Here is a 21,638-nt window from a genome sequence, read left to right as displayed (position 1 = left end):
CGAAGATCGAGAACACATTTTCACTCAGATCGTTCATTTCAAGGAGGCATTTCAATGGCCAAGTACATCATCGCAATCGACCAGGGAACGACGAGTTCGCGAGCGATCATCTTCGACAAGGCAGGATCCATTATCGCGGTCGGCCAGCATGAGCATGAGCAGATCTTTCCACGCGCCGGATGGGTCGAACACGACCCGATGGAGATCTGGAACAACACCCGTGAGGTCATCGGACAAGCCCTGTCCAAGGCGAACCTGACCCGTCATGACATCGAAGCCGTGGGCATCACGAACCAGCGCGAAACCGCCGTCGTCTGGGACCGGCACACCGGCATCCCCGTCTACAACGCCATCGTCTGGCAGGACACCCGCACCCAGCCGATCGTGGACCGGCTCGCCGCCGACGGCGGTGTCGAACGATTCAAGGCGAAGGTCGGACTCCCCCTGGCGACATACTTCTCCGGCACGAAGATCGTCTGGATTCTTGAAAACGTGCCGGGAGCGCGTGCCAAAGCCGACGCCGGCGACCTGATGTTCGGGACGACCGACTCGTGGGTGCTGTGGAACCTCACCGGCGGCCTCGAGGGCGGCGTCCACGCGACTGACGTCACCAATGCCAGCCGCACCATGTTCATGGACCTTGCCACTCTGCAGTGGGACGACGAGATCCTTGCGGCCTTCAACGTGCCGAAGTCGATGCTGCCCGAGATCCGCTCCTCCTCTGAGGTCTACGGCATCGTGAATGAGCACAGCCTGCTCCGGGAGGTTCCGATCGCCGGAATCCTCGGTGATCAGCAGGCCGCCACCTTCGGCCAGGCCGCCTTCGACCAGGGCGAAGCGAAGAACACGTACGGCACCGGAAACTTCCTGATCTTCAACACCGGCACAGAGATCGTGCACTCGAAGAACGGTTTGCTCACCACCGTGGGCTACAAACTCGGCGACGCGGCGCCGCACTATGCACTGGAAGGGTCGATCGCCGTCACCGGCGCCCTCGTGCAGTGGCTCCGGGACAACCTCGGGATGATCAGTACGTCCGACGAGATCGAAACGCTGGCCAAGACCGTCGACGACAACGGCGGCGCCTACTTCGTGCCGGCCTTCTCTGGCCTGTTCGCCCCATACTGGCGTTCGGACGCCCGTGGCGCACTGGTCGGCCTGACGCGGTTCGTGAACAAGGGTCACATCGCCCGCGCGGCCTTGGAGGCCACGGCTTTTCAGACCCGTGAAGTCTTGGATGCGGTCAACGCCGACTCGGGAGTGCCCCTGACCGAACTGAAAGTGGACGGCGGCATGATTGCCAACAACACCCTCATGCAGTTCCAGGCGGACATCATCGGAGTACCGGTCGTGCGTCCGGTTGTTGCCGAAACCACGGCGCTCGGGGCGGCCTACGCAGCCGGCCTGGCGGTGGGGTTCTGGAGCGACCTCGGGGAACTGCGTGCGAACTGGCAGGAAGACAGCCGGTGGACTCCGAAGATGGACGAGGAGGAGCGCAATCGGCAACTGCGCAACTGGAAGAAGGCCGTCACGAAGACCTTCGGCTGGGTCGACGAAGACGTCGTTTAGCAGGCCCGTCCTCGTCCGAGTGGACTACAGCCGACTGGCTGCGACCCACTCCGCGAGTTTGGCCGTGGCCGCACCGGAGTCGACTGCCTCCGCGGCCACGGCCATCTTGTCGCGGAAACGGTCGAGGATGTTCAGCTGGGCCTGGGACGGATCATTGGCGAGGTCGAAGGAGACCAGCCCGGCGGCGGCGTTCAGAAGCACGATGTCCCGGACCGCGTCAACCTTGCCGGCCAGCATGGAATGAACGACGCCGGCATTGTGGTCAGCGTCACCGCCGACGAGTTCGCCGATCGAGGAACGGCGCAGACCGAGATCGCGCGGGTCGATGTCATGTTCCGTGACCAGACCGCGCGACACCTCCCAGATATGACTGTGCCCGGTCGTGGTCAGCTCGTCCAGGCCATCGTCCCCGCGGAAGACAAGGGCAGTGGCTCCGCGAGTCTGGAAGACCCCGACGATCAGCGGGACGCGATCAAGGTTCGCGACGCCCACGGCCGACGCTTCGGGTCGGGCCGGATTGCAGAGGGGGCCGAGGTAGTTGAAAACCGTTGGGATGCCGAGCTCCGAACGGGCAGCAGCTGCATGACGGAAACCGGGGTGGAACGCAGCCGCATACGCAAAGGTGATCCCGGCCGCATCCAGGATGGCCGCGACCTTGTCGGCGGAGAGCGTCAGGTCGATGCCCAGAGCCGCCAGGACGTCGGACGATCCGGACGCGGAGCTCGCGGCCCGGTTACCGTGCTTGATCACCGGAACGCCCGCGCCGGCACACACAATCGACGCCATCGTCGAAATGTTGACTGTTCCGAACCGGTCTCCCCCGGTGCCGACGATGTCGAGCGCCATGGGGTTCACCATCAGGGGCACGGCATGGTCGAGAATCGCGTCCCGGAATCCGACGATCTCGTCCACGGTCTCCCCCTTGGCCCGCAGCGCGACCAGGAACCCTGCCAACTGAGCCGGAGTGGCCTGGCCGAGCATCACCTGCTCCATGCTCCACGCCGCATCCGACACGCTCAGGTCCTCACCGGAAAGTAGCGCGCTGATGACGTTGGGCCAGGACTGAATTTCAAGCATGAGACGATTTTAGCGAGTTCAACTGTCGGGCCCGAATTCGCTTCCGGGGGCGCGTTTGTTTCAATCCGGTAGTCATTCCGGCAAATGAGCGACAGGCTCGCCCGGATGCGAAAAACACGACAGGAAATCGGCCATAATGGAACGGTGACGAGCCCATCAATTACTTATACGGCCACTGCGCCCGTTGTTAACCGGCCCAACAGCGTGGCTGTGGGCACTATCGTCTGGCTGGGCAGCGAAGTCATGTTCTTCGCCGGGCTCTTTGCCATCTACTTCACGCTTCGGTCTACGTCGCCCGAGTTGTGGTTGTTCGAGGCGGACAAGCACAACTTCAGTTTTGCTCTGGTGAATACGCTCATCCTGGTGTCATCGTCCGTGACCTGCCAGTTCGGTGTCTTCGCGGCCGAGCGCCTCCAGTCCCGGTCCACCGGTTGGAAGCCCAGCCAGTGGGGCATGGTCGAGTGGTTCTTCCTGACTTACGCCCTCGGTGCGATCTTCGTCTCCGGGCAGGTTTTCGAGTATGCGACTCTCGTCTCCGAAGGCGTGTCGCTCACCAGCAATGCCTACGGTTCCGCGTTCTACCTCACCACAGGGTTCCACGGGATTCACGTGACTGCCGGGCTGATCGCGTTCCTGCTCGTCATCGGGCGTGGTTTCGCCGTCAAGAACTTCGGCCACAAGGAAGCAACCAGCGCCATCGTCGTGTCGTACTACTGGCACTTCGTCGACGTTGTCTGGATCGGGCTGTTCCTCGTCATTTACGTTCTTAAATAGAAAGTCGGAGTGGACACCACGTATGACCACGATTAGCACACCCAAGCAGTCCGGCGGTCGCAAAGCCGGCCGCCGCAGCCCGCTTGCCAGCGTCGCCCTCATCGCGATCGGCCTCCTCTTCACAGGCGGTGCATACGCCGCGTTCAGCACCAGCACCGCCAGCGCAGAAACCACCGCCGCGTCACAGCAGACCGTCGGCGAAGGGCAGAAGCTCTTTGCTGCGAACTGCGCGACGTGCCATGGACTGGCGGCGGAAGGAACCGGAAGCGGTCCCAGCCTGATCGGTGTCGGCGCGGCCTCGGTCGACTTCCAGGTCGGCACCGGGCGCATGCCCATGCAGCTCAACGGCCCGCAGGCAGAAAAGAAGGCTGTTCAGTTCACGGAAGAGCAGACCGCAGCCCTCGCCGCGTACGTCGCTTCTCTGGCTCCCGGCCCCGCCCTTCCCGATGCGTCACTTCTCGACGGCGAAGGCGATGCGGCCAACGGTGCCGAGCTCTTCCGCATCAACTGCGCGATGTGCCACAACGTCGCCGGTGCCGGTGGTGCCCTCACCCAGGGCAAGTACGCACCTGCTCTGGCCGGCGTTACGGAGAAGCACATCTACGAGGCCATGGTCACCGGTCCGCAGAACATGCCCGTGTTCAACGACATGAACATCTCCCCCGAGAGCAAGCGGGACATCATCACGTACCTCAAGTACCTCGACACCAACCCGTCTCCGGGTGGATTCGCCCTGGGTGCCCTCGGACCAGTCTCGGAAGGTCTCTTCCTCTGGATCTTCGGCCTGGGGTCCATCGTCGCCTTGACGGTGTGGATCACGGCGAAGTCGAACTGACCGTCGCCCCGTTCGAAACGAACTTATTTCTATGAGAATTCCGATGAAGGAGAACAATGGCCAAGGACGATAACAGCGGGAAGGACCTGACCGCTGCTGACTCGTCGACCGTCGGGCATGAGGGGGCTCCCGCAGGCACCGCCGTCGTCGTACGCGATGCCGTGGCCAACCCGGGATTCCCCCCGCACCGCCCCCGTGTCACCGACCTGAACCCGAGCGCCGAACGGCAGGCGGAACGAGCCGTCTACACGCTGTTCTACCTGTCGATCGTCGGAAGCGTCTTCGCGATCATCGCGTACATGGCCTTTCCCATCATTGAGGAAGACCCGAGCTCCGTCCGGCTCAACAACCTCTTCATCGGCCTTGGACTGACGCTGGCGCTCCTGGCCATCGGCATCGGTGCCGTGCACTGGGGCAAGGCACTCATGTTCGACCACGAGGGCGTCGACGAACGGCACCCCGTCCGCGGTTCCGATGAGACCCGTGAGCGTGCAGTCGAGATCTTCCACGAGGCCAATGTCGAGTCCGGCATCGGTCGTCGCACGCTCATCCGTAACAGCCTGATCGGTGCCCTGATCGCTTTCCCGTTGCCGGCAGTTGTTCTATTTCGCGGCCTTGGACCGCAGGACACCAACCCGTCCGCGCTCCTCGAACACACCATGTGGAAGAAGGGCACCCGGCTCGCGATCGACCCGACGGGCACCCCGATCAAGGCCTCGGACGTGACCCTGGGCTCGGCCTTCCACGTCATTCCGGAAGGCCTTCAGGACCTCGGTCACGGCAAGCTCGAGGAAAAGGCGAAGGCTGCCGTTCTGTTGATGCGTCTCAAGCCCGAGGACATCAACGAGCCGGCCGACAAGAAGGACTGGTCGTACAACGGCATCGTCGCGTACTCCAAGATCTGCACGCACGTCGGATGTCCCGTTGCACTTTACGAGCAGCAGACGCACACGCTTCTGTGCCCTTGCCACCAGTCCCAGTTCGACGTCACCAATCAGTGTGAGGTCATCTTCGGGCCGGCCAAGCGCCCACTCCCCCAGCTGCCCATCACAGTAGACTCCGAGGGATATCTCATTGCACAGAGCGATTTCACTGAACCCGTCGGGCCGAGCTTCTGGGAGCGGAATTGAGCACTGCAACTACGACTACTGAGCTAGTCGAAACGAAGAAGTCGGGCGGCCTCACCGGGGCAGCCGCGAACTACATCGACGAACGCACGAGCATCTCGACGGCCGTCAAGGAGCTGGGTCGCAAGATCTTCCCCGACCACTGGTCTTTCCTGCTCGGCGAGGTCGCCCTCTACAGCTTCGTCATCATCCTGCTGTCCGGGTCCTTCCTGACGTTCTTCTTCCACGCCTCGATGACGCCGGTCGAGTATGACGGCTCCTACCTGCCTCTCAAGGGTGTGGAGATGTCCGCTGCGATGGCATCCTCGCTGGATATCTCCTTCGACATCCGCGGCGGGCTCCTGATGCGTCAGGTCCACCACTGGGCGGCTCTGCTGTTCGTGGCCGCCATCGGTCTGCACATGCTGCGCATCTACTTCACGGGTGCGTTCCGTAAGCCCCGCGAGCTGAACTGGGTCATCGGCTTCATCCTGTTCATCCTCGCCATGGCTGAGGGCTTCACCGGCTACTCCCTCCCCGACGACCTGCTCTCCGGCAACGGACTGCGCATCATCGACGGAATGGTGAAGGGTATCCCCGTCGTGGGAACCTGGATCTCGTTCCTGCTCTTCGGCGGAGAATTCCCGGGCGAACAGATTGTCGGACGGCTCTACTCGCTCCACATCCTGTTGCTACCGGCCATCATCGTGGCACTGATCGCCATGCATCTGCTCTTCGTCGTCGTGCACAAGCACACGCAGTACCCGGGCGCCGGTCGCACGAACCAGAACGTGGTCGGATACCCTGTGCTTCCCGTGTACGCGGCCAAGGCCGGTGGGTTCTTCTTCATCGTCTTCGGCATCGTCATGCTGATGGCGTCACTGTTCACCATCAACCCCATCTGGAACTACGGTCCCTACGATCCCTCCCCCGTGTCTGCCGGAACTCAACCGGACTGGTACATCGGTTTCGCCGACGGCGCACTGCGACTCATTCCGCCGGGACTTGAGTTCGTATGGCTCGACCGCACCTGGTCGTTCAACATCCTGATCCCGCTCGTGGCACTCGGACTGTTCATCCTCGTCGTTTTGATCTACCCGTTCATCGAAGCGTGGGTCACCGGAGACAAGCGTGAGCACCACATCCTTGATCGCCCGCGGAACGCCCCGACACGCACCGCCATCGGTGCCGCCGGCGTCACCTTCTATGCGGCGCTGTGGGCCACGGCGTCCTCCGACATCATCGCCACGCACTTCAAGGTGACGATGGAAGGAGTGATCCACACCATGCAGTTCCTGGTGATCGTGGGTCCCTTCATCGCCTTCTTCGTCACGAAACGGATCTGCCTGGCCTTGCAGAAAAAGGATCGGGAGATCGTTCTTCACGGCTACGAGTCCGGGCGTATTGTGCGACTGCCCGGCGGCGAGTACATCGAGGTCCACCAGCCAGTGGACGAGTACGAGCGCTGGAAGCTGGTCAGCTACAACGACTACAAGCCGCTCATGATTCGTCCGAACGCGAAGGGCAAGATCACGGTCGGCCAGAAGGCCCGAGCCGGACTGTCCCGCTGGTTCTTCGAGGACCGGATCGAACCGGTGTCGAGCACCGAACTCGAGCGCACGCACGGCGACCACCACTAGGCATTTCGCCGCAACAGCAGAACGGGCATCGATGTCACTCCAGACCCTGTCGGAGTGGCTTCGGTGCCCGAACTGTTTTCTCCCCCTCACTCCGTCCGGTCCCCTGACGCTGTGCTGCGCGTCCCGGCATTCCTTCGATGCCAACAAGCGCGGGTACATCTCACTCGCCGGCGGCGCTCGACGGCTGATCGGCGACAGCGTCGCCATGGTGGATGCCCGGGGACTCTTCCTCTCCGCAGGCTGGTACGCCCCGTTACGTGAGCGTCTGGCCGAGCGGGTTGCCGATGTGAAACCGACCCGCATCCTCGACGTCGGCTGCGGTACCGGGTACTACCTGGAGGGGGTGCTCGATCACATCCCCGAAGCCCAGGCCCTGGGCATGGACCTCTCCCCCGTCGCCGTGGCGCGCACGGTGGCCGGCCACGACAACGTCGATGGGCTCGTCGCCGACGTATGGTCAGCTCTCCCGGTGCGGGACGCAGCGGCCGACGTCATCCTCAACGTCTTCGCGCCGCGCAACCCGGCGGAGTTCCATCGGGTGCTGCGCCCGTCGGGCATGCTGATGGTGGTGGTACCCCAGAAGACTCATCTGCAGGAGCTCAGAGCGGCGGGGCTGGCTTTGGACGTTCCGGCGAACAAGGCGGAGAATCTCTCGCAGACGCTGGCCACCCAGGGCTTCGATCTGGAATCGCGCGATGAGCTGTCCGCCGCCCTGGTCCTGAACCCGGAACAGGCCGCCGCTCTGATCGGGATGGGGCCTTCTTCCCACCACACCGACGCCGAGGACGTTGCAGGCCACCTGAGCCCCGTACAGACCGTTACAGCGTCGTTCGAGGTCCTCGGCTTCCGCCGCCGCACACTGTGATCCCGGTCACTCTGACCTCGGTGTAACTCCCCTGACGTTGCCCACAGTCTGAGCGCGGGGCGGGCCGCAATCGAGCTGCGATCCCCGGGGCCCGGCGCAGCCGGCATCCTCCCTTAGAAGATCGATCCCCGAGGTGGGTACGACAAAAAGGCGGCGTCCGGGACCTGAGGTCCTGGACGCCGCCGTGCGCTCTGAGGTGCGCTGTTGGTCAGATCACCGGGCGAAGTTACCGCGGTAGTACTCGTACACCCAACCGACGAGGCAGATCACTCCGATGCCCAGGGCGATGATCGAAATCCAGACACCGACAGCCAGTCCCATGAAGAGCAGGGCTGCACTGGCGGCGAGGAGGATCGGCCACCAGCTCCACGGGCTGTAGAAGCCGACCTCGGGGTCTCCGTCATCGATGTTCGCGTCAAGGCGGTCCTCCGGGAGCTCCCCGCCCTGGGCCAGGTGAACACGGCTGAGGTAGAAAGCCACGAAGCTGACGAAGATCGCCGACAAACCGAGCGCGAACGTGCCGGCCCACTCGATTCTGTTCTGGGTCGGGTCGAGCAGTCCCCAGACCACGTACGCCACCGTGACGACGACGAAGAATCCGCTGAGAATCCAGAGGAGATTGACGTTGGCTCTCATTTACTTCGTCCTTTGTGACGCTGCGTCGTACGTGGGGGCGTCCGGTGCATCCTTGCCCGGGCCGATGCCGACGGTCATGGCCGCTTCCGGGTGGTTCAGGTCGAACGCGGGACGCTCGGACCGAATGCGCGGGATGGATGTGAAGTTGTGCCGCGGCGGCGGGCAGGACGTGGCCCACTCCAGCGAGGCGCCGAATCCCCACGGGTCGTTCACGGTGACCTTGGGGGCGTTCCGTGCGGTGATGTACACGTTCAGGAAGAACGGAATCATCGAGATCGCGAGAATGACCGAGCCGATCGTGGACAACTGGTTCATCCAGGTGAAGCCGTCCTCGGGCAGGTACGACGCGTAGCGGCGCGGCATGCCGACGACTCCCAGCCAGTGCTGAACCAGGAAGGTCGTGTGGAACCCGATGAAGAGGATCCAGAAGTGCCACTTGCCCAGGCTCTCGTTGAGCATCTTCCCGGTCCACTTCGGCCACCAGAAGTAGAAGCCGCTGAACATCGCGAACACCACAGTGCCGAAGATCACATAGTGAAAGTGGGCGACGACGAAGTAGGTGTCCGAGACATGGAAGTCGAGTGGCGGAGAGGCGAGAATAACTCCGGTGAGACCACCGAAGGTGAAGGTGACCAGGAATCCGAGGGCCCACAGCATGGGGGTCTCGAACGTCAGGGAACCTCGCCACATGGTGCCGATCCAGTTGAAGATCTTCACCCCCGTCGGAACGGCGATCAGCATGGTCATCAGTGAGAAGAACGGCAGCAGGACAGAGCCGGTGACGTACATGTGGTGTGCCCAGACCGCGACGGACAGGGCGGCGATCGAGATGGTCGCGTAGATGAGTGTCTTGTAACCGAAGATCGGCTTGCGGCTGAAGACCGGGAAGACCTCCGAAACGATGCCGAAGAACGGCAGGGCGATGATGTACACCTCAGGGTGACCGAAGAACCAGAACAGGTGCTGCCAGAGAATGGCCCCACCGTTCGCCGGATCGTAGATGTGCGAGAGGAAGATGCGGTCCGAGGCAGCGGCCAGGAGGGCTGCGGCCAAAACCGGGAAGGCCATGAGAATGAGGAGCGAGGTGACCAGCGTGTTCCAGGTGAAGATGGGCATCCGGAACATGGTCATTCCGGGTGCACGCATCGTGATCACGGTGGTGATGAAGTTCACTGCTCCGAGGATGGTTCCGAATCCGCTGAGCCCGAGGCCGACCATCCACAGGTTGCCACCGACGCCCGGGGAGAACGTCGTGCTTGCCAGGGGCTGGTAAGCGAACCAGCCGAAGGATGCAGCACCCTGCGGAGTGAGGAACCCACCGACGGCGACCAGGCTGCCGAAGAAGAATGCCCAGAACGAGAAGGCGTTCAGCCGGGGGAACGCCACGTCGGGGGCGCCGATCTGCAGCGGCATGAGGGAGTTTGCGAAACCGAAGAACAACGGTGTCGCGAACATCAACAGCATGATCGTTCCGTGCATCGTGAACAGCTGGTTGTACTGTTCCTTCGTCTGCACGACCTCGAGACCCGGTGCGAAGAGCTGGGCACGAATGACCAGGGCCATGACGCCGGCGAGACAGAAATATACGAACGACGTGATCAGGTACATGTACCCGATGACCTTGTGGTCGGTGGAGGTGATCCACCGGACGATGATGTTGCCCTTGCTCTCGACGCCGGTGGGCTTACGAGGTGCTGAGGGCGTTGTGGGTGCGGTGGGTGCCGCGGTAGCAGTACTCATGGCCTAGTTGCCCTCCTGCTCGGTCGGAGCTGATGTGCCCGGCAGATTCTGGTTGCGTTCGTACTCGAGGCCGAGCTGGCCCTCGTTGCCTGCGGCGCGCAGGGACTCGATGTAGGCGTCGTAGTCAGCCTCAGAGACGACCTCGACGTTGAAGAGCATCAGAGAGTGGTACTCACCGCACAATTCAGCGCACTTGCCCGCATAGGTGCCGATACGTTCCGGGATGACCGACATGTAATTGGTCTTGCCCGGGATCATGTCCTTCTTGTACAGGAAGTCGACGACCCAGAAAGAGTGGATGACGTCGCGGGCGTCGAGTGCCAGCTCGATCCTTTTTCCGACCGGCAGCACCAGCGTCGGGATCTCGGACTGCACCAGTGAGCCCGCAGGACCCTCGACGTCAGGCTGACCCTGGATGCCGACGGAGTAGACGTCCTCATCGATGTAGTTGAAGTCCCAAGCCCACTGCTTGCCGATGACCTGGATCTTGACGTCCGGGGAATCGAACCGGGCCTCGATCTCGGCCTGGTCCCGCGCCGTGAAGGCGAAGAAACCCACCACGAGGATCAGCGGCACGACCGTGTAGAAAATCTCGATCGGCATGTTGTACCGCAGTTGGACGGGCAATCCGGTCTGGCCCTTGCGCCGCCGGTAGACGACCACGGCCCAGATGGTGAGGCCCCACGTGATGAGACCCACGATCATGAGAACGATCCAGGAGGTGGTCCACAGACCTGCTACCCGTTCGGTCTGGTTGGTCACCGCCGGCTGCCCCTCGACGAAGCCGGGGAGATAGCCGTGAAGCTGGGCCTGAGAGCACCCCGCTAGAACAATGGCCAACGACGCTGCGATCGGAATTGCAGCCCATCGGAGACGATGGTTTTTGCGCACCAGTAACCTTTCGGTGGGACTCGACGACACACTTCGCTGGAAGTGCTTTTATAGATTCCCAGCCTACTGCGACGGACGCGTTCCGTTGTGCAGGAACGTGCCGGTGAAGGTAACGAATTCGCCGCCAGTCACAGTTTCTGAGGGAATTGGCGTGCCGGTGAATCGGCCCGCGCGGATTAGCTGAACGAATCTCCGCACGCGCAGCTGCCGCCCGCGTTGGGGTTGTCGATGGTGAACCCCTGCTTCTGGATGGTGTCCTCGAAATCAATGGACGCCCCATCGAGGTAGGGCACGCTCATCTTGTCGACGATGACCTCGACACCGTCGAAGTCGACGAGAGCGTCCCCGTCCAGGACGCGCTCGTCGAAGTAAAGCTGGTAGATCAGGCCGGAACAACCGCCGGGCTGAACGGCGACGCGAAGTCGGAGGTCCTCGCGGCCCTCCTGGGCGAGAAGGCTCCGCACCTTGTCGGCGGCGGTGGCACTCAGACCAACGCCATGGGCGGCGGTGCTGGTGGCTGCTGTGTCGGTCATGGTGCTCCTCATTGTTCGTCGGGTGCTCGCTCGGTCCGTTTCTGCGACCACATCACCGGTGGATTCCCCGGGGAATTCTACCGAGCACAACCGGGAATGCACCCCCTGCATTCCCTGCGATCGTTCGTTGGCGGTTGTCAGCTCTCTGAACGCCGGTTCAAACGCGCGAGCAGGAAGGCTTCGCTGAGAATGGCCCGCTTGAATACTCCGAGATGTAGCGATTCGTTGGGGCTGTGCGCACGGGAATCTGGATCTTCAACGCCGGTGACCAGGATCTGAGCATCGGGGAAAACCCGGACCAGGTCCGCGATGAACGGAATCGACCCACCCACTCCGATGTCCACCGGCTCGACCCCCCAGGCCTCAGCCATGGCGCTGCGGGTCTCGGCCACGGCCCAGCCCTCCGTATCGACCAGGAAGGCCTCCCCCGTGTCGACATCGTCGATGTCGACACGGGCGCCGAAGGGCGCGTGTGCGAGAAGGTGTGCCTGAAGGGCCAGGTAGGCCTCAGCCGCCGGCTGGCCCGGTGCGACGCGGGTGCTGATTCGAACGGTGACGACCGGGGTGAGCGTGTTCGAGGCGTTGGCCACGGATGGCGCGTCAATACCCGTGACGGTGATGGCAGGCTGAGACCAGATCCGGCTGAGGACCGTGCCGTGGCCGATCGGGCTGACGCCCGCTGTAAGGCCCGTCTCCAGGCGAAGCTGCCCGACGGAGTAGTCGGGCGTGGGGACGTCGATGCTTGTCAGCCCGGTCACGGCGACCGATCCGTCCTCGGCGTAGAGCGAGGACAGCAGGCGGACGGTCGCCATCATGGCATCCGGAACCGCTCCCCCGAACATGCCGGAGTGCGACGCGTGGTCGAGCGTGCGCACCGTGAGGCGGAAAGTGACGTTGCCGCGAAGAGCCGTGGTGAGCGCGGGGGTGGATACGTCCCAATTGTTCGAGTCCGCCACGACGATGGCGTCAGCGCGAAGAGCCTCCTGGTTCTCTTCGAGGAAGGTGGAGAATGAACGACTGCCGAACTCCTCTTCTCCCTCGATGAAGAGGGCGAGGCCCAGGTCGAAATCCGGCCCTTCCGCTTCGACCAGCGCGCGGATCGCGGCGATGTGGGCCATGACGCCGGCCTTGTCGTCGGCAGCACCGCGACCATAGAGGCGGTCGCCGCGAATGGTCGGTTCGAACGGGTTCGATTCCCAATCTTCGTCCTGGCCGGGAGGCTGGACGTCGTGATGCGCATAAAGAAGAACCGTCGGGCGTCCACGGCGGGCCGCTCGGGTTGCGAGTACCGCGGGGTGACCGAGTTCGGCCCCGCCCGGGATCCCGGCCGCCTTGATCTCCACCGAGTCGAACACACCGAGACCGCGCACCAGATTCGCGACGGCATCCGCGCTACGGGCAACCTGATCGGCATCGAAGGCGTCCCAGGAAACGGACGGAATCCGCACCAGCGCGCACAGGTCCGCAAGTGTCGTCGGCAGGCCCCCCTCGACGGCGGCGCGAAGTTCCTGGGCAGCCGGAGTGATTGCCGCGGGCTCTGTTTCTCGAATATCGGTCATCGGGTAATCTTAAGCCAACCAATTGCAAGGAACTGATGTGGCTAAGCCTGTGAACCCAGACGCACAACCATCCATGGAGACCCCGGAGGAGACCAAGTCTCGCCTGGCGGCCGTTCAGCCTGCCGGAAAAGGACAGGCGACGCCCAGCCGCAAACAGCAGGAGGCGCTGAACAAGCGTCCCCTCGTTCCGGACGACCGCAAGCTTGCTGCCAAGCAGGCCAGAGGCAAGGCTGCCGAAGCTCGCGACCGCGCACGCGTCGGCATGGCCGCCGGCGATGAGAAGTACCTCCCGGTTCGTGAACGTGGGCCGCAGAAGCGGTACGTGCGCGACTACGTCGATGCGCGGTTCAACGTGGGTGAGTTCATGATCCCCGTGATGTTCCTGGTGATCCTGCTGACATTCTTTCCCGACCCGTCGGTACAGACCTACGGCATCCTCGCCCTGTGGGCGTTCTTTCTCGTTGCCGTGGTCGACAGCGTCATCCTCGGCTTCACGGTCACCCGCAAGCTGACCGCCAAGTTCGGAGCCGGCAAGGTGGAACGGGTGCGCTGGTACGCAGCCATGCGGGCACTGCAGCTGCGCCCCATGCGCTTGCCGAAGCCGCAGGTCAAGCGCGGCCAGTACCCGGCCTGATCCCGCCGGCGCAGGGCGTTAAAGGTTGTAGGCCCCGCAACGGATCAGCGGCACACGCAGCTCCTCGTCGGTCAGCGATCCGTGTTGACCGACCATCGATCGGGCGGACTGGTTCGGTTCCCGGGAGTCGTAGTAGGCGATCGATTTGCGCGCGGCGACGATGACGTCGCCGATTCGTGGCAGCACCTCAGGGTCGACGGTCCCGAACAGCCCTGCCTCGACCGCTTCCGCGCGCGTGAACACCCAGGACCGGTGGCCCTCGACCTCGCGCCACGCGGTGGCAAGGTCGTCAGCGACGTCGGCGCCGCAGTCGGGCTCAAGGTACAGGTGCAGGCACCGAGGGTCCCCACCGATGTGGCGGACTCCGTCGACGAGCGTCGGCACAGTGTCGAAGAGCACATGTCTGGTCGCCGGGACGTCGATGATGCCGTGGTCGGCCGTGAGCAGCAGCCCCTCGTCGCTTCGCAGCCCGCCTGCGAACCGTCCGGCCGCGGCGTCAAGGGACTCCAGGGCGGCGAGCCAGCGGTCGGACTCCCAACCGTGCGCGTGCGCGGCCACATCCAACTCCGGGACGTAGAGATAGACCAAAGCACGCGGCTCGGTGTCCAGCAGGTGCCGTGCGGCGGCGAACCGGTCGGAGACGCTCTCAGCGGAAACGTAGCGCGCACCACGGAGTGCCGCCTGGGTGAAGCCCGAGGCGGCGTAGCGGCGTGGGCCGATTGCGAAACCGGGGACGCCGGCATCCGCGGCCTGTTCGAAGACCGTTCGTGTGCGCTGCCAGAGCTCCGGGCGCATGTCCGAATCCCAGCCGGTCAGCTGGTTGACGACGCGGTCCCGCTCTGCGTCCAGCACCCGGTAGCCGACGAGACCGTGCCGCCCAGGTTCGACTCCCGTCGTGAGGGTTGTGATCCCTGCGGCCGTGGTGGACGGAAAGACGCCATCGACGACGCTGGTTTTGGTCAGCAGCGAATTCAGGAACCGGGCGTGGCCGGCCCGAGCACGGAGGGCGCTGACGCCGAGGCCGTCCGCCAGAACGACGACCGCCCTGTTCGCCGGGCCGAGGCCCAGGGTGTTCGGGAGACCCTGGATCGACGAGAGGGAACTTGAGAGGACATCGGCAAGGCGCAGGGTGCTGAATTGGCGGGCCGGTAGCATGGAGGGCATCGCGCCAAGTCTGACATAGACCCGGCCGAATCGATCAGCGCCTACCCGACAGCGCGTGTGCCGCAACGCGCGCCTCAGCAGAATTCACGAATGAGCCGTTCAGACAGCACTCCGCCCGCCACGTTCACCGAACGCATCGAGGACGTCGATGTCTCGACCGAGATGCAAGGCTCGTTCCTCGAGTACGCCTACTCGGTCATCTACTCCCGTGCCCTTCCGGACGCCCGCGACGGGCTCAAGCCGGTGCAGCGGCGCATCCTCTACCAGATGAGCGAAATGGGGCTGCGTCCCGATCGCGGGCACGTGAAGTCGGCTCGGGTGGTGGGCGAAGTCATGGGCAAGCTGCATCCCCACGGCGACACGGCCATCTACGATGCGCTGGTCCGCATGGCGCAGGCGTTCACGCTGAGGGTTCCGCTGATCGACGGGCACGGCAACTTCGGCTCGCTCGACGACGGTCCGGCCGCCCCGCGGTACACCGAGGCGCGGCTGGCCGCACCGGCCCTCGCCATGACGGAGAACCTCGACGAGGACGTCGTCGATTTCGTGCCCAACTACGACAACCAGCTCACCCAACCGGATGTCCTCCCGGCGGCGTACCCCAATCTGCTGGTCAACGGCGCAAGCGGAATCGCCGTGGGCATGGCCACGAATATGGCCCCGCACAATCTGATCGAGGTCGTCGGCGCTGCCCGGCACCTGCTGGCCCACCCCAATGCGACCCTGGACGACCTGATGGAGTTCGTCCCGGGTCCCGACCTGCCCACCGGTGGCACGATCGTCGGGCTGGCGGGGATCAAAGACGCGTATGCGACCGGCCGAGGGAGCTTCAAGACCCGGGCGCGCGTAACCGTCGAGGCGATCACCGCCCGCAAGGCAGGTCTCGTGGTCACCGAACTCCCCTATCTGGTCGGACCGGAGCGGGTCATCGAGAAGATCAAGGACGGCGTCACGTCGAAGAAGCTGAGCGGGATTTCCGACGTCACCGACCTGACCGACCGCACCAAGGGGCTCCGTCTCGTCATCGGCATCAAGACCGGTTTCAGCCCGGAAGCCGTCCTCGAACAGCTCTACCGATACACACCGCTCGAAGACTCCTTCAATATCAATGCCGTCGCGCTCGTCGACGGCGGTCCTCAAACGTTGGGTCTCCGGGAACTGCTCCTCGTCTACATCGGGCACCGTATCGAGGTCGTCACCCGGCGATCGGCCTACCGACTCGCCCGGCGCAAGGAGCGCCTGCACCTGGTCGAGGGGCTGCTGGTCGCCATCCTCGACATCGACGAGGTCATCCAGGTCATCCGCGCCAGCGACGACAGCGAGCAGGCGCGGACCCGGCTTATCGACGTCTTCGACCTCAGCCAGATCCAGGCCGAGTACATCCTCGAGCTTCGGCTTCGTCGCCTGACCCGCTTCTCCCGGATCGAACTCGAGACAGAACGCGACCAGTTGCTGGCTGAGATCGCTGCCCTGGAAAAGCTGCTGGGCAGCAAAGCGGCCATCCGCACCCTGGTGTCCGACGAACTCGCCTCGACAGCCGAGCGATTCGGAACACCCCGGCGGACGCTGCTGACCGAGGCCAAGCCGAGCATTGCGGGTGCGAACAGCGCCGCCGCCAAGCGGAAGGCGGCCATCCTCGAGGTGACAGACACACCCACCAGGGTCTACCTCAGCACAACCGGAAAGATCGCCCGGGTGGACCTGCCGGCCGACAGTGCAGATCTGCCCGAGAGGATCACGCCGGCGCAGCGTCGCAGCAAGCATGACGCTGTCCTATCCGTTCTGGACACCACCAGCCGCACCGAAATCGGTGCGGTCACCAGCCTGGGCCGGCTCATCCGCTTCTCCCCCGTCGACCTGCCCGTGATGCCGCCGACGTCCATCCAACTTGCCGCCGGCGTGGGCGTAGGCGACTATTTGTCGCTTCCCAACAAGGCGGAGAAGGTTCTCGCGCTCGTCGCCCTCGATTCCGACCGGTCGATCGCCCTCGGCACCCGCCAAGGCATTGTCAAGCGGGTCACCGCCGGCGACTGGGCCAACAAACCCGATTTCGAAATCATCGGGCTGAAGCCCAGAGACGTGGTCGTGGGTGCGATTCAAGGTGCTGAAGACGATGAACTCGTCTTCATCGCCTCGGATTCCCAGCTGCTGCGTTTCCCTGCCGGTTCCGTGCGTTCCCAGGGCCGCACAGCCGGCGGAATGGCCGGCATCAAACTCTCCCCCGATGCCCATGTGGTCTACTTCACCAGTGTGCCCTCGTCCAGCGAGACGTCCCTGGTGGTAGCCACTGTGGCCACGGGCAGTCACACCCTTCCCGGGACGGACCCCGGTAGCGCCAAGGTTTCCGACTTCACTGAATACCCGGCGAAGGGGCGAGGAACCGGCGGAGTGCGGTCCCACCGTTTCCTGAAAGGCGAAGACATAGTCTCGATCGCCTGGGTGGGCCCACTGCCCGCCCGCGCGGTCGGGGCGGACGGTACTCCGCGTTCGCTGCCCGAATCCGGCTCCCGGCGCGACGCCTCAGGGGCCATGCTCGACTCGGTGATCGGCACCATCGGTTCCCAGATCGCCTGACTCTGAGCCGGGCAGATTCGTGGGCTAGGGTGGCCGAATGACACACCTCGCAGATTCGGCCATTCTTGTCCTCGGTGCCTCCGGCGGACTCGGACGTGAGATCGCCAGGCTCCTGGCGGACAGCGGCGCTCGCCTCATCCTCAGCGGTCGCAGCCAGGCCAAGCTCGACGCCCTGTCGGTCCCGGGAACGGCGATTGCCGCCGATCTGACGGACCCCGCGGCCATCACCGCTCTCATCGCCGAGGCGGTCAGAGTGAACGGCCGGCTCGACGGTATCGTCAACGCCTCGGGCGTCGTCGCCTTCGGACCCGCACTCGAGGTGACCGACGAAACCCTGAGCGAATTGTTCACCCTGAACACCCTCGCCCCCATCCGCCTGCTCCGGGCCGCCCGGGCGGCCCTGACCGAATCCGCCGAGCAGGGCCGCGAACCCTTCGTACTCACCCTCAGCGGGGTCGTCAGCGAAAGCCCCACCGCGAACCTGGCCGCCTACTCCGCGTCGAAGGCCGCCGTCGCGGCGTTCGGACAGGCCGCAGGTCGAGAACTACGCCGCAGCGGCATCCGCCTTCTCGACGCCAGGCCCGGCCACACCGAAACGGATCTGTCGACTCACCCGATTGCGGGCACGGCACCGCGCCTGCCGACCGGTTACCGCCCGGCCGCCGTCGCGGAACGCATCGTGGCTGCCATCGTCACCGGTGAACGCGACCTGCCGAGCACGTCGTTCCACGTTTAGGCGCTCGATCCGGAAGTCACACGTCGATGCGCTCGCGACTGAGCTTGTCAGAGCTTTCGATGATGAACTCCTTGCGAGGCGCGACATCATTGCCCATCAGGAGTTCGAACACGTTGCCCGCCATCTCGGCGTCGGCGACCCGGACGCGGCGGAGCGTGCGGTGCGCGCGCTCCATGGTCGTCGTCGCTAACTGATCTGCGTCCATCTCGCCCAGACCCTTGTACCGCTGGATCGGATCCTGGTAGCGCTTGCCGCTCTTCTTGAGGCCGGCCAGCACGGCCTGCAGTTCCTGCTCCGTATACGTGTAGATGGTCTCGTTGGGCTTGGTGCCGGGATGCATCACCACGACCCTGTGGAGCGGCGGCACAGCCGCGAAGACACGTCCCTCGGTGATCATCGGGCGCATGTAGCGGAAGAACAGCGTGAGCAGAAGCGTACGGATGTGCGCGCCGTCGACGTCCGCGTCGCTCATGATGATGACCTTGCCATACCGTGCAGCAGACAGGTCAAAGCTTCGGCCGGATCCGGCCCCGATCACCTGAATGATGGACGCACACTCCAGATTCGAGAGCATGTCGGCCACAGATGCCTTCTGCACGTTCAAGATCTTGCCCCGAATCGGAAGCAGCGCCTGGTGCTCGCTGTCGCGGGCAAGCTTCGCCGTCCCCAGAGCGGAATCGCCCTCGACGATGAAGAGTTCACTCGTGGAGACGTCGTTACTGCGGCAATCGACCAGCTTGGCAGGCAGAGAGGAGCTCTCCAGGGCATTCTTGCGCCGCTGGGTCTCCTTGTGTGCCCGTGCGGAGATACGGGACTTCATCTCGGCCACGATTTTGTCGAGCACCACTGCGGACTGCGCCTTGTCGTCTCGCTTCGTCGACACGAAACGCTCATTCATGGCTTGAGCCACGACGTTGGCGACGATCGCACGGACAGCAGGAGTGCCGAGGACCTCCTTGGTCTGGCCCTCGAACTGCGGCTCGGGCAGGCGAACGGTCAGGACGGCAGTCAGGCCGGCCATCACATCATCCTTCTCCAGCTTGTCGGACCCCATTTTGAGGCGACGGGCGTTCAATTCGACCTGGCCGCGCAGGAATTTAAGCAGGCCGGCATCGAAACCGGCCTGGTGGGTACCGCCCTTGGGCGTCGCAATGATGTTCACGAAACTGCGAATGACAGTGTCGTAGCCGGTGCCCCAGCGAAGGGCGATGTCCACGGCGCAATCCCGGACCAACTCGGTCGGAACCATGGCACCTGTGCTGGTCAGAACAGGAACGGTCTCCGAGAAGGATCCGTTCCCAGTCAGGCGCCACGTATCGGTGATCGGGGTGTCGGTCGCGAGATGGTCGACGAATTCTGAGATCCCGCCCTCAAAGGTGAAGGATTCCAGGACGGCGACGTCGGTGCGCCGGTCGGAAATCTCGATGGTCAGGCCGGGCACCAGGAATGCCGTTTGACGGGCCCGCGCGAGTAGCTCCTCGGTTTGGAAGGCGGCCCCCTTGGTGAAGATCTGGCGGTCAGCCCAGTACCGCACCCGGGTCCCCGTCACGCCGCGTTTCACCTTGCCGATGACCCGCAGTTCGCTCTGCTTCTCAAAGGGTGTGAACGGTGCATCGGGGCTCTTCTCTCCCACGTCGGTGAAAATACCCGGTTCACCGCGGTGGAACGACATGGCCCACGTCTTGCCATCGCGGTCGACCTCCACGTCGAGACGCTCCGACAGGGCGTTGACCACGGAAGCGCCGACGCCGTGCAGTCCGCCGGACGCTGCATACGATCCGCTGCCGAACTTTCCACCGGCGTGCAGTTTGGTGAAGACGACCTCGACACCGGTGAGACCGGTCTTCGGCTCGATGTCAACCGGTACGCCACGGGCGGTATCCCGCACTTCAACGCTCTCGTCCGGGTGCAGGACGATATCGATGCTGCTGCCGAAGCCGCCCAGTGCCTCGTCGACCGAGTTGTCGATGATCTCCCACAGGCAATGCATCAGACCGCGTGAATCGGTGGATCCGATATACATGCCCGGGCGTTTGCGAACCGCTTCCAGGCCTTCGAGGACCGACAGATGGCGGGCAGAATAATCAGAAGAACTCACAACGGTCAAGGATACCGATCGCCGGGCCGCGCTCTCTCACCGACACTCGAGCGAAGAGCGCTACGCGGTGAGCGAAATAGCCTGCAACCGACTCGATAACGGGGGCGGACCGTGTTTACATTGAGTTCAGGTTAAATTGGTATCAGTTGGTATCAGTCTGGAGGAGGAAACCATGTCCCAGATCGCAACCGAAAATGGTGCCATCGACCAAGAGAAGGCGCCGCACCAGCTCACCGCGGCAGACCGCTGCGACGCTTGTGGCGCTCAGGCCTACATCCGTGTCGTGGTGAACAACAGCGAGTTGCTGTTCTGTGCGCACCACGGCCGCAAGCATCAGGAGAAGCTCGCCGCCATCGCCGAAAGCTGGCACGACGAGTCGAGCCGCCTCCTCGAGGACCAGCGCTCCTAGTTGAAGCTCTTCACCGCGTGAGGGTGTGGGGCAGCCACGGCTGCCCCACACTGTTCGGGGTTCGGCCCGTTACTCTGTCGGAAGGGTCAGCCGCACGGCAATCTGATTGCGTGCGGCTTTTGCTATGTCATCGGCGGCGTGCGTGCGCACACCGGGCAGATAGTCCTGACCAGTCCGGGCGAGGGCGGTCCGAAGCACATGGTCCGCCAAACCGGGATTGCGGGCCAGCACTGGTCCGTGCAAATGCGTGCCGATGAGGGTTCCCATCACGAGGCCCTCTGTTCCGGCTCCGTTCCCGGTGCCCGCCCGCACCTGGCCGAGCGGCGACGCCTCGGCCCCCACATAGTTGCGGGCGTGGTTTTCGAAGCCGATGAGCCGGCCGTGGCGTGAGTCGACCACGATGTCGTCGGTGGCCCGCTCCTGCATCGGAACGGCGCGGCCGGCTACTATGCCCAACCCCTCGATGACGGTGCCGTCACCGAGCTCGATACCCCAGCTCAGCAATTCCCACCCTGTGCCGACTGCCAGAACGGGAACGCCGGCGGTGGTCCACACGCGAAGGTCGGCAGCCATCGTCGCGAGAATGTCGCGTGCAGAGATCAGATCAGAGTCCGACCCTGACCCGATCACGACGGCATCCACGTGCTCGGGTACCTCGCCTGCCGTGCGAACGTCGATGACGTTGGCGGGGATTCCCGCCCATCGGGCCCGCTGGGCCAGAACCCGGGCATTGGCAGCGTCCCCATTGGTGTTCAGAAGGTCAGGCAGCAGCGAGATGATCGCGAGCGGACGGGTCAT

At 64.0% G+C, this 21,638-nt stretch carries 19 protein-coding genes; 10 read left to right on the top strand and 9 right to left on the bottom strand.

All coding sequences use genetic code 11. From position 1 onward, the window contains the following. Positions 1-54 precede the first annotated feature (54 nt). Positions 55-1,569: a glycerol kinase GlpK gene (gene glpK, locus E3T49_RS03160; RefSeq protein ID WP_134423396.1), complete on the top strand. Its 1,515-nt coding sequence runs from the start codon at positions 55-57 to the stop codon at positions 1,567-1,569. Positions 1,570-1,593: 24 nt separating this feature from the next. On the opposite strand, the gene trpD is transcribed toward glpK, so the two are convergent. Then, positions 1,594-2,646: an anthranilate phosphoribosyltransferase gene (gene trpD, locus E3T49_RS03155; protein WP_134423394.1), complete on the bottom strand. Its 1,053-nt coding sequence runs from the start codon at positions 2,644-2,646 to the stop codon at positions 1,594-1,596. Between the two features lie 105 nt (positions 2,647-2,751). On the opposite strand from trpD, the gene ctaE reads away from it, so the two are divergent. Genes ctaE through E3T49_RS03130 form a run of 5 tightly spaced genes read left to right on the top strand, consistent with a single transcriptional unit; the run spans position 2,752 to position 7,866 of the window. Next, positions 2,752-3,420, top strand: a complete 669-nt coding sequence (gene ctaE / locus E3T49_RS03150; protein WP_134423392.1) for an aa3-type cytochrome oxidase subunit III — start codon at positions 2,752-2,754, stop codon at positions 3,418-3,420. A gap of 22 nt (positions 3,421-3,442) precedes the next feature. Then, the gene (gene qcrC, locus E3T49_RS03145) at positions 3,443-4,255 is read left to right on the top strand and encodes a cytochrome bc1 complex diheme cytochrome c subunit (protein ID WP_134423390.1); all 813 of its coding nucleotides are present in this window, start codon (positions 3,443-3,445) and stop codon (positions 4,253-4,255) included. A 56-nt stretch (positions 4,256-4,311) separates the two neighbouring features. Beyond that, positions 4,312-5,385, top strand: coding sequence for a cytochrome bc1 complex Rieske iron-sulfur subunit (gene qcrA / locus E3T49_RS03140; RefSeq protein WP_134423388.1), 1,074 nt, complete (start codon positions 4,312-4,314; stop codon positions 5,383-5,385). Then, positions 5,382-7,001: a cytochrome bc1 complex cytochrome b subunit gene (gene qcrB, locus E3T49_RS03135; RefSeq protein ID WP_134423386.1), complete on the top strand. Its 1,620-nt coding sequence runs from the start codon at positions 5,382-5,384 to the stop codon at positions 6,999-7,001. Before qcrA ends, qcrB begins: the two co-directional genes overlap by 4 nt. Before the next feature lie 31 nt (positions 7,002-7,032). Beyond that, positions 7,033-7,866, top strand: coding sequence for a methyltransferase domain-containing protein (locus E3T49_RS03130; protein WP_134423384.1), 834 nt, complete (start codon positions 7,033-7,035; stop codon positions 7,864-7,866). A 213-nt stretch (positions 7,867-8,079) separates the two neighbouring features. On the opposite strand, the gene ctaF is transcribed toward E3T49_RS03130, so the two are convergent. The 5 genes from ctaF to E3T49_RS03105 all read right to left on the bottom strand — a co-directional run bounded on the left by ctaF (position 8,080) and on the right by E3T49_RS03105 (position 13,225). Further along, positions 8,080-8,502, bottom strand: coding sequence for an aa3-type cytochrome oxidase subunit IV (ctaF, locus tag E3T49_RS03125; RefSeq protein ID WP_134423382.1), 423 nt, complete (start codon positions 8,500-8,502; stop codon positions 8,080-8,082). After that, positions 8,503-10,242, bottom strand: a complete 1,740-nt coding sequence (gene ctaD, locus E3T49_RS03120; protein WP_134423380.1) for an aa3-type cytochrome oxidase subunit I — start codon at positions 10,240-10,242, stop codon at positions 8,503-8,505. A gap of 3 nt (positions 10,243-10,245) precedes the next feature. After that, entirely contained in the window at positions 10,246-11,133 is an 888-nt protein-coding gene (ctaC, locus tag E3T49_RS03115) for an aa3-type cytochrome oxidase subunit II (protein ID WP_134423378.1), read from the bottom strand. A gap of 176 nt (positions 11,134-11,309) precedes the next feature. Then, positions 11,310-11,666: an iron-sulfur cluster insertion protein ErpA gene (gene erpA, locus E3T49_RS03110; RefSeq protein WP_134423376.1), complete on the bottom strand. Its 357-nt coding sequence runs from the start codon at positions 11,664-11,666 to the stop codon at positions 11,310-11,312. 137 nt (positions 11,667-11,803) lie between these two features. Next, complete coding sequence (locus tag E3T49_RS03105; RefSeq protein ID WP_134423374.1) at positions 11,804-13,225, bottom strand: dipeptidase; 1,422 nt, start codon at positions 13,223-13,225, stop codon at positions 11,804-11,806. A 37-nt stretch (positions 13,226-13,262) separates the two neighbouring features. Here E3T49_RS03105 and E3T49_RS03100 point away from each other — a divergent pair, with 37 nt between their 5' ends. Further along, entirely contained in the window at positions 13,263-13,859 is a 597-nt protein-coding gene (locus tag E3T49_RS03100) for a DUF3043 domain-containing protein (protein ID WP_241972604.1), read from the top strand. Between the two features lie 18 nt (positions 13,860-13,877). Here E3T49_RS03100 and E3T49_RS03095 read toward each other — a convergent pair whose 3' ends face one another. Further along, positions 13,878-15,023 (bottom strand): alkaline phosphatase family protein, encoded by a 1,146-nt coding sequence (locus E3T49_RS03095; protein WP_134423372.1) that lies wholly within the window; start codon positions 15,021-15,023, stop codon positions 13,878-13,880. A gap of 90 nt (positions 15,024-15,113) precedes the next feature. On the opposite strand from E3T49_RS03095, the gene E3T49_RS03090 reads away from it, so the two are divergent. Together E3T49_RS03090 and E3T49_RS03085 are read left to right on the top strand one after the other, a co-directional pair. Further along, positions 15,114-17,597, top strand: coding sequence for a DNA gyrase/topoisomerase IV subunit A (locus tag E3T49_RS03090; RefSeq protein WP_134423370.1), 2,484 nt, complete (start codon positions 15,114-15,116; stop codon positions 17,595-17,597). A 37-nt stretch (positions 17,598-17,634) separates the two neighbouring features. After that, positions 17,635-18,333, top strand: coding sequence for an SDR family NAD(P)-dependent oxidoreductase (locus E3T49_RS03085; RefSeq protein WP_134423368.1), 699 nt, complete (start codon positions 17,635-17,637; stop codon positions 18,331-18,333). A gap of 16 nt (positions 18,334-18,349) precedes the next feature. Here E3T49_RS03085 and E3T49_RS03080 read toward each other — a convergent pair whose 3' ends face one another. Continuing rightward, on the bottom strand, positions 18,350-20,431 hold the full coding sequence (locus E3T49_RS03080; RefSeq protein WP_134423366.1) for a DNA gyrase/topoisomerase IV subunit B: 2,082 nt from the start codon (positions 20,429-20,431) through the stop codon (positions 18,350-18,352). A gap of 172 nt (positions 20,432-20,603) precedes the next feature. Here E3T49_RS03080 and E3T49_RS03075 point away from each other — a divergent pair, with 172 nt between their 5' ends. Beyond that, entirely contained in the window at positions 20,604-20,840 is a 237-nt protein-coding gene (locus tag E3T49_RS03075) for a DUF7455 domain-containing protein (RefSeq protein ID WP_134363773.1), read from the top strand. A 69-nt stretch (positions 20,841-20,909) separates the two neighbouring features. Here E3T49_RS03075 and E3T49_RS03070 read toward each other — a convergent pair whose 3' ends face one another. Continuing rightward, positions 20,910-21,638, bottom strand: a complete 729-nt coding sequence (locus E3T49_RS03070; RefSeq protein WP_134423364.1) for a type 1 glutamine amidotransferase — start codon at positions 21,636-21,638, stop codon at positions 20,910-20,912.

It is taken from the genome of Cryobacterium cryoconiti (assembly GCF_004403065.1).
Classification (GTDB): Bacteria; Actinomycetota; Actinomycetes; order Actinomycetales; family Microbacteriaceae; genus Cryobacterium; species Cryobacterium cryoconiti.
Note: the sequence above shows the minus strand (reverse complement) of the source record. Positions and strands in the feature narration are given on the sequence as shown.